This window comes from Psychrobacter piscatorii (genome assembly GCF_043641605.1).
In the GTDB taxonomy this organism is placed as follows: domain Bacteria; phylum Pseudomonadota; class Gammaproteobacteria; order Pseudomonadales; family Moraxellaceae; genus Psychrobacter; species Psychrobacter piscatorii_C.
On sequence record NZ_JBHZRK010000001.1, the window covers coordinates 475,486 to 490,646 of the forward strand.

13 protein-coding genes, 1 tRNA gene, 1 other RNA gene and 1 pseudogene are annotated in these 15,161 nt (G+C 44.3%); 12 read left to right on the forward strand and 4 right to left on the reverse strand.

All coding sequences use genetic code 11. The features are described 5' to 3' along the window. Window positions 1–170: 170 nt before the first annotated feature. A complete protein-coding gene (locus ACHUET_RS02035) occupies window positions 171–2,645 on the reverse strand; it encodes a YgiQ family radical SAM protein (RefSeq protein ID WP_394210217.1) in 2,475 nt (824 codons plus the stop codon). Window positions 2,646–3,123: 478 nt separating this feature from the next. On the opposite strand from ACHUET_RS02035, the pseudogene ACHUET_RS02040 reads away from it, so the two are divergent. Next, window positions 3,124–4,456, forward strand: a pseudogene (locus ACHUET_RS02040) (ammonium transporter). Window positions 4,457–4,466: 10 nt separating this feature from the next. After that, window positions 4,467–5,099, forward strand: coding sequence for a hypothetical protein (locus ACHUET_RS02045; RefSeq protein WP_394210219.1), 633 nt, complete (start codon window positions 4,467–4,469; stop codon window positions 5,097–5,099). A 92-nt stretch (window positions 5,100–5,191) separates the two neighbouring features. Here ACHUET_RS02045 and ACHUET_RS02050 read toward each other — a convergent pair whose 3' ends face one another. Next, window positions 5,192–5,944, reverse strand: coding sequence for a YidX family protein (locus ACHUET_RS02050; RefSeq protein ID WP_394210221.1), 753 nt, complete (start codon window positions 5,942–5,944; stop codon window positions 5,192–5,194). Between the two features lie 141 nt (window positions 5,945–6,085). Further along, window positions 6,086–6,553 (reverse strand): Lrp/AsnC family transcriptional regulator, encoded by a 468-nt coding sequence (locus ACHUET_RS02055; protein ID WP_201598841.1) that lies wholly within the window; start codon window positions 6,551–6,553, stop codon window positions 6,086–6,088. Window positions 6,554–6,798: 245 nt separating this feature from the next. Between ACHUET_RS02055 and rarD the strand changes: the two genes are divergently transcribed. Beyond that, window positions 6,799–7,821 carry an EamA family transporter RarD gene (gene rarD, locus ACHUET_RS02060; RefSeq protein WP_394210223.1) on the forward strand — a complete coding sequence of 341 codons (1,023 nt, stop codon included), beginning with the start codon at window positions 6,799–6,801 and terminating at the stop codon, window positions 7,819–7,821. 114 nt (window positions 7,822–7,935) lie between these two features. Here the strand turns inward: rarD and smpB are convergent, their stop codons facing one another. Continuing rightward, window positions 7,936–8,412 (reverse strand): SsrA-binding protein SmpB, encoded by a 477-nt coding sequence (gene smpB, locus ACHUET_RS02065; protein WP_057758370.1) that lies wholly within the window; start codon window positions 8,410–8,412, stop codon window positions 7,936–7,938. A gap of 252 nt (window positions 8,413–8,664) precedes the next feature. Here smpB and coaD point away from each other — a divergent pair, with 252 nt between their 5' ends. The 9 genes from coaD (at window position 8,665) to ACHUET_RS02110 (ending at window position 15,110) form a co-directional block, all read left to right on the forward strand. Then, a complete protein-coding gene (coaD, locus tag ACHUET_RS02070; protein WP_394210225.1) occupies window positions 8,665–9,183 on the forward strand; it encodes a pantetheine-phosphate adenylyltransferase in 519 nt (172 codons plus the stop codon). 95 nt (window positions 9,184–9,278) lie between these two features. Next, entirely contained in the window at window positions 9,279–9,527 is a 249-nt protein-coding gene (locus ACHUET_RS02075; protein WP_394210227.1) for a YfhL family 4Fe-4S dicluster ferredoxin, read from the forward strand. 55 nt (window positions 9,528–9,582) lie between these two features. Continuing rightward, on the forward strand, window positions 9,583–10,908 hold the full coding sequence (gene bioA / locus ACHUET_RS02080) for an adenosylmethionine--8-amino-7-oxononanoate transaminase (protein WP_394210229.1): 1,326 nt from the start codon (window positions 9,583–9,585) through the stop codon (window positions 10,906–10,908). Then, window positions 10,905–11,621 carry a dethiobiotin synthase gene (bioD, locus tag ACHUET_RS02085; RefSeq protein ID WP_394210231.1) on the forward strand — a complete coding sequence of 239 codons (717 nt, stop codon included), beginning with the start codon at window positions 10,905–10,907 and terminating at the stop codon, window positions 11,619–11,621. Before bioA ends, bioD begins: the two co-directional genes overlap by 4 nt. 94 nt (window positions 11,622–11,715) lie before the next feature. Further along, window positions 11,716–12,081, forward strand: an RNA gene (gene rnpB, locus ACHUET_RS02090) — RNase P RNA component class A. Window positions 12,082–12,202: 121 nt separating this feature from the next. Continuing rightward, a tRNA-Met gene (locus tag ACHUET_RS02095) sits at window positions 12,203–12,279 on the forward strand. A 216-nt stretch (window positions 12,280–12,495) separates the two neighbouring features. After that, on the forward strand, window positions 12,496–13,308 hold the full coding sequence (locus tag ACHUET_RS02100; RefSeq protein ID WP_394210232.1) for an ABC transporter permease: 813 nt from the start codon (window positions 12,496–12,498) through the stop codon (window positions 13,306–13,308). A gap of 46 nt (window positions 13,309–13,354) precedes the next feature. Then, complete coding sequence (locus ACHUET_RS02105; protein WP_394210234.1) at window positions 13,355–14,026, forward strand: ABC transporter ATP-binding protein; 672 nt, start codon at window positions 13,355–13,357, stop codon at window positions 14,024–14,026. Then, the gene (locus ACHUET_RS02110; RefSeq protein ID WP_394210236.1) at window positions 13,995–15,110 is read left to right on the forward strand and encodes a KpsE/RkpR family capsule polysaccharide export protein; all 1,116 of its coding nucleotides are present in this window, start codon (window positions 13,995–13,997) and stop codon (window positions 15,108–15,110) included. Before ACHUET_RS02105 ends, ACHUET_RS02110 begins: the two co-directional genes overlap by 32 nt. The last annotated feature ends 51 nt before the right edge of the window (window positions 15,111–15,161 follow it).

Below are 15,161 nucleotides of genomic sequence, written 5' to 3' on the forward strand. Positions count from 1 at the left end.
ACGCATTGAAAGATAAACGATAATCATTTGAATTTTATTCGTTAATAAGTCAGATAAAAAAGCACCTATCAACTGAGCGCTGATAGGTGCTTTTTTTGTGGGTTTAATACGGTCTGCGTCTAGTTCATATTTCTATACTATTTATATTATTAAAACTACTTCTTATAAAGCTATTTGGTTTTGCGCGGTGGTAGACCCGTATGCTGCGTTTGGAAGTTGCCTTTGCTGACTTTTTTCTTACTGTTTTTACCGATAGCATTTTTGCCCGCTGCGCCCTTGGTTGCTGCATTAGAGTTTGACGAGTTGTTGCTACGTTTCACTGAGTCATTGCCTAGGCGGCTGTTCTTTTTGCGCGCTGACTGATAGCTGTCTTGCGCCGCGTCACGCCCTTCCAAACTGGCATTAAATGGTGGAATCAAGCAGCCACGGTTTTTACCAATCAGATCGCTACGGCCCATGTCTTGTAACGCTTTACGCAATAGTACCCAGTTTTTTGGATCATGATAACGCAGGAACGCTTTGTGTAGTTTGCGCTGTTTGCCAGATTTGACGATATCCATGTCACCTTCACTACGGCTGATCTTATGTAGTGGGTCTTTGTGCGTGTGATACATGGTGGTCGCAGTCGCCATCGGGCTTGGATAAAACGCCTGTACTTGGTCAGCGCGATAGCCATGACTTTTTAGCCACAGCGCAAGGTTCATCATGTCTTCATCTTTCGTACCCGGGTGGGCCGCGATGAAGTAAGGAATCAGATATTGCTCTTTGCCCGCTTCCTGACTGAACTGCTCAAACATGGCTTTGAATTGATCGTAGCTACCCATGCCCGGCTTCATCATCTTCGATAGCACGCCTTCTTCAGAGTGCTCAGGGGCAATCTTGAGATAACCGCCGACATGATGGCTGACCAGTTCTTTGACGTATTCAGGATCTTTAACCGCCAAATCATAACGCAAACCTGAAGCAATCAGAATCTTTTTCACGCCTTTAATATCACGGGCTTTGCGATATAATTTGGTTAAATTGCTGTGATCAGTCAATAGGTTTTCGCAGACATCAGGATAGACACAAGAAGGCTTACGACAGTTCTTTTCAATGGTCTCGTCTTTACAGCTCAGACGATACATATTGGCCGTTGGCCCACCAAGATCAGATATCACGCCAGTGTAGTTGGGTGCAGTATCACGAATCGCTTCTACTTCGCGCAAGATCGACTCTTCTGAACGGTTTTGGATAATACGGCCTTCATGTTCAGTGATCGAGCAGAAGGTGCAACCGCCAAAACAGCCGCGCATGATATTGACCGAAAACTTGATCATGTCATAAGCAGGGATGCGCGCATCGCCATAGCTTGGGTGTGGCAGGCGCGCATATGGCAAGTCAAACACATAGTCCATCTCTTCTGTCGAGAGTGGTATCGGTGGTGGGTTCAGCCAGACGTCGATAGAGGTATGCGAGTTACCTGCACCGCTACTATGACGCTGCACCAGCGCACGCGCATTACCCGGATTGGTTTCTAGATGCAAGATACGGTTGGCATGGGCGTAGAGGACTGGGTCAGATTTGACATGCTCATAGTCAGGTAGACGAATCACCGTTTGCTCACGTGGCGGCATTTTAATTTTGTGCTTACGGGCAGTTTTTGGCTTATTAAACGCATTGTCAAAGCCGCGCATCTGTACCACTTGGGTATCAGTGTCCACTTGGTCGGCGTTGATGACTTTATCGGTAACTGGTTCAGCGACAAAACCCTGATACTGTGATGACATAGATGACGGCATGGCTTGCCCAACAGGCGAGTCCGATGGTTTGTTCTGCTCAATTGAGCAGCTATCAACGTCTTCGGTCATGACATAAGGGTTGATGATTGGATCGACACGGCCAACGGTATCGACATCGTTACTCGCGACCTCAGTCATATCCGCTTGCCAATGACGGCGAGTCGGCGTCAATAGATAAGAGGTGCCGCGTAACTTGCTCATTTGCTCAAAGCTATAGCCTTTCGACAGACCATGTACCACATCGACGATGGCACGCTCAGCATTACCATACAGTAAGACATCCGCACGCGCATCCAGCAAGATACTACGGCGGACTTTGTCTGACCAATAATCATAATGTGCGATACGGCGCAAGCTGCCCTCGATACCGCCTAAGATAATCGGCACATCAGGATAGGCCTCACGGCAGCGCTGGCTATAGACAATGGCCGCGCGGTCAGGGCGCTTATTCGCCACATTGCCCGGAGAGTAAGCATCATCGCTACGGATTTTGCGATCGGCGGTATAGCGGTTGATCATGCTGTCCATGTTGCCTGCGGTCACGCCGTAAGCATAGACCGGCTTGCCAAGCTCCATAAAGGCGTCTTTGCTCTTCCAATCTGGCTGAGCGATGATACCCACACGAAAGCCTTGTGACTCAAGCAGGCGACCGATAATCGCCATACCAAAACTTGGGTGATCGACATAAGCATCGCCTGAGATAATGATGACGTCACAAGCATCCCAGCCCAGATCGTCCATTTCCTTACGGCTCATGGGCAGGTAAGGCGCCGGCTCGTAGCAGCTCGCCCAGTGTTTGTCATAATCATAAAGTGGCTTGGTGCCTTGTTTAAAGGCAGTGCGGGCGATGGTATCGGCAGACATGAGCGGACCTGTTAATTAGAAAATGGCACTAAAAATACGTCCCTTACTACTCAATGATAATAAAGGCGAATGTAAAAGCGCTCATTTTAACATGAATCAACCTCACTATGCGACCTATTCTATGATGGGTGATTAACGATAAGTTATTGATAGCGCGAGATAAACTGCAGTGACAAAGTAAGCTGCTAGCTCAGCAGGGCAATGATAAAAATAACGTAAGTTGAACAGCAATGTTATGAGCGCTGCAAACCTATTTCTCACACGTTTTCTCATGTTTGTTAGCCGTTCTAATTTTCATCCATAGCTTTTGGCATAGCTTTTGCTCCAACCCCGTTAGGGCTTATTTGTGTGCATTAATGAGTGAAAATGGTGCACCGATAAAAATTGAACGGATAGATAAGTGTTTGGAGATAAAATGAGAACATCATCTGTTGGGCTGGATGTATTGGAGAAGTTACTCAAGTCATCACTAGGTAAGATATTAGCGCTCAGTACGCTACTGTTTGGCACGATAGCTAGTGCACAAGCTGCGGAGGCAGAGACATTGACGGTGGCGCAGCTACTCGAATATCAAAACATTGCTTGGATTATTTGGGGCGGGGTATTAGTGTTCTTTATGCAGGCAGGTTTTGCGCTACTAGAGAGCGGCTCTGTTCGCGCAAAGAATGCGGTAAACGTGATGATGAAAAACTATACCGACATGTGTATCGGTGGTCTGGCGTTCTACTTGGTGGGTTTTGGTCTGATGATGGGTACTAACCACTCGGGGTTTGTCGGTACCGATCATTTTATGCCAGTCAATCTGTCCAATATGGACTGGGCGCTGATGTTCTTTCAGATGATGTTTGCGGCGACAGCGGTGACCATCGCGAGTGGTGCCATGGCAGAGCGTGTCTCATTTATCGGCTATGCAGTTGCCGCCTGTTTGATTTGTTTATTTATTTATCCTGTGTTTGCCAGTTGGGTGTGGGGCGGTTATTTCGGCGGGTCAGGTTGGCTAGCTGAGCTTGGTTTTATAGATTTTGCTGGGTCGACGGTGGTGCATTCTATCGGGGGGTGGTTGGCGCTGGCGGGTATTTTGGTCATTGGGCCAAGGCTGGGACGTTTTGCCCCTGATGGTACGCCAAGACTAATCGCAGGTCACAACATGACGCTATTGGCGCTTGGCGGGTTTATCTTATGGTTTGGTTGGTTTGGCTTCAATGCTGGATCGACGTTATCTATCACGGGTAATATCGGCCTAATCGCCGCCAACACTTTTATCGCCGCGGTCAGTGCGGTCGTAAGCTATATGCTGATTGCTCGGGCAATGAATAAAGCCATTTTGCTCAGTGATAGTGTCAATGCCAGCTTGATTGGTTTGGTGTCTATCACGGCAGGCTGTGCCACCACGACGCCTGTTTTTGCCGTTGTCATCGGTGCCATCGCCTCCGTGGTCTATATTTTATCCACACAGGCACTATTGAAGCTCAAAATAGATGACGTAGTATCAGCAGTGGCAGTGCATGGTTTTGGCAGTGCATGGTTTTGGCGGTGCATGGGGCACACTCGCGGCTGGATTGTTTTATACAGGGGACTTATTTGACTTATCACGGCTGGGCGTACAAGCGCTAGGCGTGGGCGTGGCGTTAGCTTGGGGGCTAGGGTTGGGTCTGGTGATGTATAAGCTGATTGATATGAGCTTTGGGTTAAAGGCCAGCCGCTTACATGAGCAGCGTGGCCTTGATTATACCGAGCATGCAGAGCTTGGCTATCCTGAGTTTCAAAAGCAAATGTTTGATACTAAAAGTTTAACAGAGCGGCATTTATAGGAGAGAGCTGATGAATATTGATACTCAATCCGTCGATCAAACCGTGTCCGCAATGGCAGAGGTACTGTCAGAGTATTTACATCCTGAAGAGGTGCGCCTGCTTAAAAGGCAGTGGCAACAGTACTCAACTGTCTCTGTCAAAATGATGCAGCAGTGCATCTTGGATGCGACAAGGCGCTATCCTGAACTACAAGATCACAAGTCTGAAATTCGTAAAGGCTTTTGGGCTACGCTGCAAGCGGATAGCCAGCAGACAGTGGAGTCTGACAGTCATAATGGCTATAACGAGACAATCAATGTACCCGTACCTTTCTCTGAGTCCGTTCTTGCATTTTATACCGTGATAGAAGCGCTTCGCAGTCAGCTAACGGCAGCAGACAGTCGCAGCTTTTTTCATAGTATGCACCAAACTGTTTCGCAAGAACGCACCTTCAAAGGGCATCACATCAATATCAATCAGTTTTTGGAAGATAATCGCCCACCTGTACCGGACAATGAGCATCTTTTAAATAATCTAATGCAGCTTGCCTACGTATGCTTGTGCGATATTGCTGGCCCCGTGGAGGCTGATGAGATACTGTTTCAAGCAGCACAAACGGCCAAGCAAAGTTATCCAAAAGCCGTCGTCGAAAAATTATTTTAACCGATCAAGTGAGCACGTTACGAGCAAGTACGGATATCGACTCGTAACGTGCCTTATGGTTTCAGTTGAGCCAGTGCGTTGGCTGATAGATTTTAATTATCTAATAGCTGAAGCGGGAAAGTCACCACGTCAAAAGCAAGGGCAAAGGGAAGCAGCACCAGTTTTTGCGCACTATTTGGTCCATGACGGTTTGTGTTTTTTTGCTGCGTTTGAGTATAAAAGCTTACTGTATAAGGCTTGGTTAAAGCACGATAATTTGACTGAATCAAGCTCAAGTTACTCACTTGCGGATATATGGCACCTTTAACGGGGACATTAAAACAAAAGCGCTGGGCACCAATACGTTGGTCACTGGCTGATGTGCATTCCCGGCCATTATTTTGTAAAAAGAACTGATAATCCGTGCGCCCAAACTCGTCTTTTAGTTTGGCATAAGACAGCCTCATTTCTCCTTGGAAATATCCATCGTTATTGGGTACATAAAAATTCATGTCATTGTCAACGTGGATGTTTTTTTGCGTCAAATTGCTGAGCAAACTGATCATCTCAGTCCCACCTTGGGTGAGTACGTAGCTGTTTTTTTCACCAACGATAACCATTGTCGCATTTGGCGTTTTTGGTAATGCCTGCGCAGGACGGCCAAAGGCAATAATTTGGTCTTCTGATAATGTTTGTTTAGTAGTGAGGACATGGTTATTACTTTCTAGCAATGAGCTGGTCGCACAGCCTGATATTGCAAGCATTGAAGCCAGCATGGTTCCTGTTATCAATGCTTTTGGGCTTATTTGATTTAGAGTGCTGTACCTGCTGTTTGTTTTATGAGGGTAGTCTGGTTGAGAGGTCATGCTCAGGCTTCCTTGTCTACTACAGTGAATAAAAATTGCTAATATTATCCAACTTATGTTAGTTTTTTACAAGTTTTGAATGCAGTTTAAACACCAATTATTAATAAAAAAGCTGATACCAACTAATACAGATAGATATATTTAGTCTAAGGTAATCTTGGTTCCACTCTTGGTAAAGTTCATCACAAACTGGCTCTTGAAATTGCGTACATTATTTTCGTAAGTCAGCAAGTTGCGAGTGAATTGGTGGTAGTCGCTCATATTTTTGGCATTGACCATCAGCATAAAATCAAAATCGCCAGATACTTCATAACAGCTCATCACTTGCGACTGCGCATCCATCAAACGCTCAAATCGATGTTGCATCGACGTATTGGAGCGCTCCATTTCTATCATCACCACTGCGGTCAGACCGTAACCCACTTTATTGGGATTAACGATGGCGACTTGCTTGGTAATCACGCCGCTGTCTATCAATGCTTGAATGCGACGCTGAGCCGTCGCAATAGATACGTGCACTCGTTCTGCGACAGTTTTAAGCGGTAATGTCGCATCGTCTTGTAACAGATTCAAAATGGCTTTATCAGTGCTGTCTAGAATATGGCTCATGATAATGTACCCTCATCAATCATTATTGTTAGATTATTGATTATAAATATTATCACTAATAATTTAAATTTAAGAAAATAGTTATTTATATGACATTATTTTGATAAATTTATTCATAAATACATTTTTATAGAGATAATATATCAAAGCACCTTAGTAAAATAGACCATACCAATCAGAGCTGCTTTAAAAAAAAGAGCTAGCAATTGTTTTTTTATCATCTATTAATGGCTACGGTGCTTATCATGTCTATCTCAATGCTCTCCAATGTATTCGCTAATGCGCTAGCAACCACTGCTTCACGTTTGCCATTGCCTGCGATTTGGACGACTGGTAACGCGCAACAACGGACGTTGATGTTGGGAGTATCATTTGCCATCTTATCCAATATCTTGTTTGGTGTACTCTATGCGTATAGCAGCTTTCTGACGCCTTTGTCGGGTACGCAAGTATTTATTTGGCGGATGCTAGCAATGTGGGCGGTGCTGGTCGGCTATTTATTGGTGAGCGGTAGGCTGAGTATGCACATCGACAAATTGCGTGCGCTGCGCTCGTTCAAACAGTGGGCATGGTTACTACTACCTACGCCGATATTTTTGAGTCAGCTGTGGCTATTTATGTGGGCACCAGTCAATGGACAAGGCGTACAAACCGCGATGGGCTATTTTTTGTTTCCATTGATGATGGTGGTATTCGGTTGCTTGTTATTTGGCGAAAAGCTCAGCCGTCTACAGTGGTTGGCGGTTGCATTTGCGGGGGTAGGGGTGTTTAGTGAGATCATCCGTACACAAAGTGTCTCTTGGGCGACATTGTGGGTGTGCGGTACTTATCCCATCTATTATATTTTACGTAGGCTCCAAGGCATTGATGCCATCACAGGCATGCTGGTCGATCTGACCTTGTTTGCTCCGTTTGCGCTCGGTTATTTATACTTTTTTGCGCCTAGTAATTTGGCGATGGTCGCAGGCTCAGGGTTTTTGATCATGATGTTAGTCGGTCTTGGCGTTTTGAGCATCCTAGCGATGAAAACCAACATTGATGCCAGCCAAATGCTACCAGTCAATGTCTATGGCATGATGAGTTATATAGAACCTGCATTGCTATTTATATTGGCGGTGACGGTGCTCGGCAATCCGCTTGAATCAGCGATGATTTATAGCTATGGGTTGATCTGGTTAGGTATTGCTTGTTTGATTGCTCATGGTGTTAGGCAGTTACGTCAGGCTAGTAGGAAGACAGCATTGTCTCTAGAAGAGCAAATAGCATAGAAAGACACTGGCTAGATATTATAAAGGTTACTATTTTATTAAACGTCACGAATAACAAAAAAGGACGGCTCAGTAAATATTGAGTCGTCCTTTTTTATTTAGATTAAATAACGCTTAATCTAAATGCTGTTTAAAGCCGCGCTGCTTATCACGTTCCCAGTCACGATCTTTTAACGTCTTGCGTTTGTCATGCTGCTTTTTACCCAGTGCTAGGCCAATTTGGCATTTCACTAGCGAGTTTTTCCAGTAGCAAGACAGTGGTACACAAGCGTAACCTTTTTGATTGATTGCTCCAGACAATTTCTCAATTTCACGGCGATTGAGCAGCAGTTTACGGGTACGAATACTGTCTGGACTAACGTGCGTTGAGCTCGACAGTAATGGCTGAATGTGCGCACCAAATAAGAAAGCTTCGTTATTGCGAAATATAACGTACGCTTCAGTGATGGTCATTTTTCCTGCACGGATAGCTTTCACTTCCCAGCCTTGTAGCGCCAATCCGGCTTCAAAGGTTTCTTCGATAAAATATTCATGACGCGCCTTTTTATTGGCGCAAATCTGATTATCAGGTTTTTTCGATTTTTTTGACATAATTTCTCCATAAGGTTTGCCTAAAAACACAGGCGCCTTATTTGACCAGTCCTACTAATTCCTCATCTTAACCCATTCAATGGTATTGAATTTTATATGGATTGTAAGTCAGATGAGTCGAACCGCCTATTGTATCAAAGCCTCTGGTGAAAAGGTAAATCGGCTGTTAGGACAAATGTAGCAGATAAGTATTAAGTTTGAGCAAAATTTGCTAGCATATGGCCTAATATTACCGATTATATTAGCCATGCTATGAGCCACTCTATTTCCCCTAATTCCTCAAAGCTACACACCAAAATTCTATATCCTGGTACGTTTGATCCCATTACCAATGGTCATGTGGATTTGGTGACACGCGCAACCAAGCTCTTTGATGAGGTCGTGATCGCGGTTGCCTCGGGGCATCATAAAAAACCCTTGTTCAATTTTGAAGAGCGGGTCGCTTTGGTCGAGACCGTATTTGCTGATTTGCCGCAAGTCTCGGTGATTGGCTTTGAAGGGCTGCTCGTTGATTTTATGCGCGAAAAACACGCCACGGCAGTGCTGCGCGGGCTGCGTGCGATGTCAGACTTTGAGTACGAGTTTCAACTGGCCAATATGAACCGCGAGCTTGATGAAAACTTTGAAGCAGTATTTTTGACCCCCTCCCAGAACTATTCCTTTATCTCATCTACGATGATTCGTGAAATTGCCAAACTTGGCGGTGATGTCAGCAAATTTGTCCCGCCTTGTGTCTTGCAGGCCTTTGACACAAAACTAAATAGTAACTAAAAGATGCTGCATCAAAAATACTCTGCTAGCACTTGCTAAAACAGTAAAGCGCAGCCAGATAGGGCTAATACGAGCAAAAATATAAGGAGCAGTTTATGGCGCTATTAATCACTGATGAGTGCATTAACTGTGATGTGTGCGAGCCTGCCTGCCCAAATGAGGCCATCTCAGAAGGCGATGATATCTACGTCATTGACCCAGATTTATGCACAGAATGTGTCGGGCATTTTGACGAGCCGCAATGCGTGGTGATTTGTCCAGTCGACTGTATTCCTCATGATCCTAATCATGTCGAGACAAAAAATGATTTATTAGCCAAATACAAGCGTATTACTGGTCAATAAAATCTTGATAAGCGATTGATGACGTTTGGGTTTACAACGTTTTAGGGACAATATAATGACCACAAAAACAATGACAACCAAATCTATGCAAGTAGCCAATGAGTTCGATCAGCAACATCTTTGGCACCCATATACCAGCCTACCACCTACCTATTCCAATATCGTTATCGATCGCGCTGAAGGTATTTATATCATTGCTGAAGATGGTACGCGCTTAATTGATGGTATGTCGTCATGGTGGGCGAGCGTCCATGGTTATAACCATCCGAAATTGAATGATGCACTGACTCAGCAATTGGGTAAAATGGCGCATGTGATGTTTGGCGGCTTGACCCATCAGCCAGCGATAGACTTGGGCAAAAAACTGCTTGATATCGTCCCTACTGGCCTTGATGCTATTTTTTATGCGGACAGTGGCAGTATCGCCGTAGAAGTGGCTTTGAAAATGGCGCTGCAATATCAAGTAGCCGCCGAGCGTCCAACCAAGCGGCAGTTTGCGTCAACCCATTCAGGGTATTACGGTGATACGTGGCACGCCATGAGTGTCTGTGATCCTATTAATGGTATGCACAGCCTGTATGGTAAGCAATTACCGATGCAGCATTTTGTTCCTGCGCCGCCCATTGGCTTTAATCGCGCATTGACAGTAGATGAGCGTGAATCATTAACTCAGTTTTTTGTAGAGCATGGCGCGCAGCTGGCAGGATTTATTATCGAGCCGATTATTCAGGGCGCAGGTGGGATGCGTTTTTATAGTCCTGAGTATTTGCAGCTATTACGCGCACTTTGTGATAAGTACGATGTACTCTTGATTGCCGATGAGATTGCTACTGGGTTTGGGCGTAGTGGTAAATTATTTGCATGTGAACATGCAGCTATTAGCCCTGATATCATGACCATTGGCAAGGCGCTGACAGGCGGCTACATGACTTTTGCCGCAACGCTATGTACTCGCAATATCGCCGATACCATTCATAATAGTGACTATCCAGCCCTTATGCATGGTCCGACTTTTATGGGCAATCCATTGGCCTGTGCGGTCGCCTGTGCGTCGATTGACCTGATACTGTCTTATGATATCGAAACGCGTACCACCAAGATGCAGCGTACGATGGAGCAACAACTGTCCCCAGCTGCGCAGCTAGCAGGTGTTGCCGAGGTACGTTGCTTGGGTGCAGTCGCCGTGATTGAGTTAGATGACGCCGTTGATATGCGCATTTTTCAGTCTTTATTGATTGATAACGGTATCTGGGTCAGACCATTTGGGAAGCTGGTGTATATCATGCCACCTTACGTGATTACTGATGATGAGCTCACCACCTTATGCCAAGCGCTACTAAAAGTAGTGCATACGTATTTAAAAAACCGAGGTCAACCATGAGTGTTTTATTTATCTCTGGTATCGATACTGATATCGGTAAAACCTATGCTACTGGGATGCTTGCCAAAGCGTTGATGCAGCAAGGCGTGAATGTCATGACGCAGAAACTTGTGCAAACAGGAATCAGTAAACAAGCAAATGGCGAGCTAGGCATTGCAGATGATATTTTAAGTCACCGCAAGTTGATGGAGATTCCATTACAGCCGTGCGATCTTGATTTTACCACCTGTCTTTATCGCTACGAAAAGCCTGCATCACCGCACCTATCCGCAGCACTGGCCAACCAGCCTCTCAATATTGAAGCGATTACTGAAGCCACCGAAGCATTGCAAGCTGATTACGAGATGGTATTGCTCGAAGGAGCAGGCGGGTTGCTAGTTCCCATTACCACTGAATTATTGACCTTAGATTATATCGCTGAGCAAGGCTATCCTATTGTCTTGGTCACCTCTGGTCGATTAGGCAGCATTAACCATACGTTGCTTAGTTTGGAGGCGATAAAATCGCGCGGCTTAACGGTACATAGTGTTATTTACAATCATATTCATGATGATGCTGAGCAAACGGATACTGAGATCGCCAACAGTACTATTGATTTTTTGCAAGCGTATTTGGCTCGCCATTACCCCAAAGCGCATTGGCTGGTCTTAGCCAAACAATCAAATGAACATTTAGATAATGCTGAGATAGCGTTGCCAACAGCGTTTATCTAGGTTTTTAAGGTGTTTTTGAGGCAGTCACAGTCATTCTAAAAATAAGCCGAAAAGACATTCCCATACAGGCGTTAGTTTTGCTATACTAGCGCGCTTGGTAGACTAGGCGATCGCCGCTGCACACTGGCAACAGATGAGCAGGGGAGGAAAGTCCGGGCTACATAGGGCAGCGTGCCAGCTAACGGCTGGGCAGAGTAATCTGACGACCAGTGCAGCAGAGAGTAGACCGCCTTTAATATCTTAGATATCATCGGTAAGGGTGAAAGGGTGCGGTAAGAGCGCACCGCGTGGATGGCAACATTTCACGGCATGGTAAACTCCACGCGTAGCAAGACCAAATAGGCATCGGCATGGCGCGGCCCGCGTTCGATGCGGGTAGGTTGCTTGAGCGTATTAGCGATGATACGCCTAGAGGAATGATCGTCCACGACAGAACCCGGCTTATCGGTTTACCAAACCTTTTTTATCGTTTGTTGTAGTAATATTTGCAGTTAATTTGAATTACATTCATTTTTTTGCAAAAAATGCTTATTAGGGGTTGACGGCAGTCAACAGCTTGGGCATAATGTGCAGCCTAAAACGGCGATGTAGCTCAGCTGGTTAGAGCGCATGACTCATAATCGTGAGGTCAAGAGTTCAAGTCTCTTCATCGCCACCATATACAGCAATATTAAAAAAGCCAATCTCTCTGGGATTGGCTTTTTTTTGCCTGAAATAAATTTTCCATAATCAAGCATATTAGAATCCAACTTCTAATAACTTACAGATTTCTTACCAAATCATAGGTTTATCTGTCTATGTACAGATTAATTCTTGTAACTTATGTCGCGCTTACTTATCATAGGGGCTGTTTTCGGTAAAGTCCTGTAACGCCATGTCTGTCCAATTACCCCCTTATCGTCCTATCAAGCATCGTAGTGGCTTAAAAGTCATGGGTGCAGCATTTCATGCGTTGCTGATGCGTGAGCTACAGACTCGTTTTGGTGGTTATCGTTTGGGCTATCTTTGGGCACCGCTTGAAGTCTTATTTCAGGTTCTAATTTTCTTAGTTATATTCGGGGCTATCAGAGAGCGTCTAGTTCCAGGTATGGATTTCTCCTTATTTCTAGTTGCTGGAATGGTACCTTTTCGGATGTTTCAAAAGATAGCAACGAGAGCTCTAGGAGCCGTCGACGCTAATAAAGGCTTATTAATGTATCGGTCGATTAAGCACATTGATGTTATTATCGCCCGCTCATTTTTAGAGCTGGTGATTTACTTCTTTACATCTATTCTACTGCTTTTAGGACTGGCTTTTTTTGATATCTATGCCAATTTAGAAAACCTGCACATTGTATTATTTTGCTGGATAACACTATTTATATTTAGCTTTGGTGTTGCCCTGATTATGATGGTTGTTGGATATTATGGTGGCGAAATCAGTAAAGTAATTACTATATTGTTTACTATACTGTATTTCACATCCGGTATCATTTACCCAATTCATATTGTCCCTGAACCATATTTTAGTTATTTACTTTATAATCCTTTTATTCATAATATTGAGCTGATTAGACATGCCTTTGCACCCAATTATCCAGCCGATCATATTGATATTTGGTACTTTTTAGAATGGATGTTCGTTGTGAACTTTTTGGGACTTTTACTCTATAAGTATGCTGAACGTGACATGATCCGTTCTCGTTAAGGTAATATCAATAACTATGAGCGCTAATATTAGGAAAGGTGAGTAAATGATTGAGATAAAAAATATTTCTAAGTCATTTATGACAAAGAAAGGCCGTCATTACTTGTTCAAAGATTTAAACCTGACTATTGGTGATAAACAAAGTGTGGGCCTGCTCGGTCGGAATGGCGCTGGTAAATCAACATTGCTACGTATTATCTGTGGACTGGACGAACCGGATAGCGGTGAAATCATTACCGACTCGACTATTTCTTGGCCAGTGGGTGTGGCAGGTGGTTTCCAAGGTAGTCTCACAGGCCGCCAAAACGTACGTTTCGTCTGTCGATTATACTCAAGCGGTCCTTATATCGATGAAAAAATTCGTTTCGTTGAAGAGTTTGCTGATATTGGCAGTTATTTCGATATGCCAGTAAAAAGCTACTCATCAGGAATGAAAGCTCGTCTAACATTTGGGCTGAGCTTAGCCTTTGATTTTGATTACTATATGCTCGATGAGGCAGGAGCGGTTGGTGATGCAGCATTTCGCAAGCGTAGTGAAGAGATTTTAGCGACCCGCCGCGCACAGGCCGGATTTTTAATAGTGTCGCACAATATTGGTGATATCAAACGAAACTGTGATATTGGTATTGTACTAATGGATCAAACAGCACACGTGTTTGACGATACAACAGAAGCGATTGAGGTTTATGAAAAGCATATCCACAAAGCAAAAAAGTAAGGTAATTAACTTCTCGCTATTTATTGGCTTGGTCATTCTGCCTTGGTTGCTCGTTATATATTATGTGATGACATTGGCTCATCCACGCTTCGTTTCGACTGCCGATGTGGTGGTCAAACAAGTCAGTGACTCAAGTGTGCCGTCTGGTGGCGGATTATCAGCTTTATTGGGTGTAAATAGTACCAGTAAAGAAGATGCAACGTATTTGACAGAATACATTCTGTCGAATGATATGGTAAAGCGCCTCGATAGTAAGTTCAAATTCCGTGAAGCTTATTATGTTGATGGCTCAGACCCTATCTATGAAATTGATCCTGATGCAACTCAAGAGGATTTGCTCGAGTACTTTAAAAAACGTGTACACATTGATCTTGATGAGCAAAGTTATGTGCTTTCGGTATCGACAGAAGGTTTTGACTCAAAATATGCTTTTGAGCTGAACAAAGCTATCTTAGGTGAGTCTGAGCGTTTCGTAAATCGTATCTCACAAGAGGTGGCTCGTGATCAATTGGCATTCGCAGAAACTCAGTTAGATGAATCAGAAGATCGTCTGAATAATGCCAAAGAGCAATTATTAAACTATCAAAATAAAAATGAGATTTATGATCCGCAGGCTAATGCACAGATCGTTAATCAGCTGATTGGTAGCCTACAGGCGCAATTGAGCTCTTTACGCACTGAAGAGCGTCAATTGCTGAGCTACCTAAATCCAGATGCGCCTCAAGTAGTTTCATTAAGAAGTCAGATAAAAGCAGTTGAGGAACAAATTGCCCAAGAGCAAACCAAACTAACCTCACCTAACACGACTAAATTGAACAGACAGGCTGTACAGTTTGAGACCATTAAAGCGGATGTCGACTTTGCAACAGAGCTATATAAGCTATCATTATCATCGCTTGAAAAGTCGAGATTGGAGGCTTTCAAGAAAATGAAAAACTTGATTGTGATTTCAACGCCGTATGAAGCTGAAGAGGCGTCATATCCTCGTCAAGCCTATCTGATATGGACATCGTTGGCTTTACTTTTAATGCTCTATGGGTTTGTACGTTTGGTGATGGCGGTTGTCCGTGATCATCGTAGCTAGCTTTGACAAACCAGATACCAGTAATGATCGATAGATCAGGAAAGGAATATA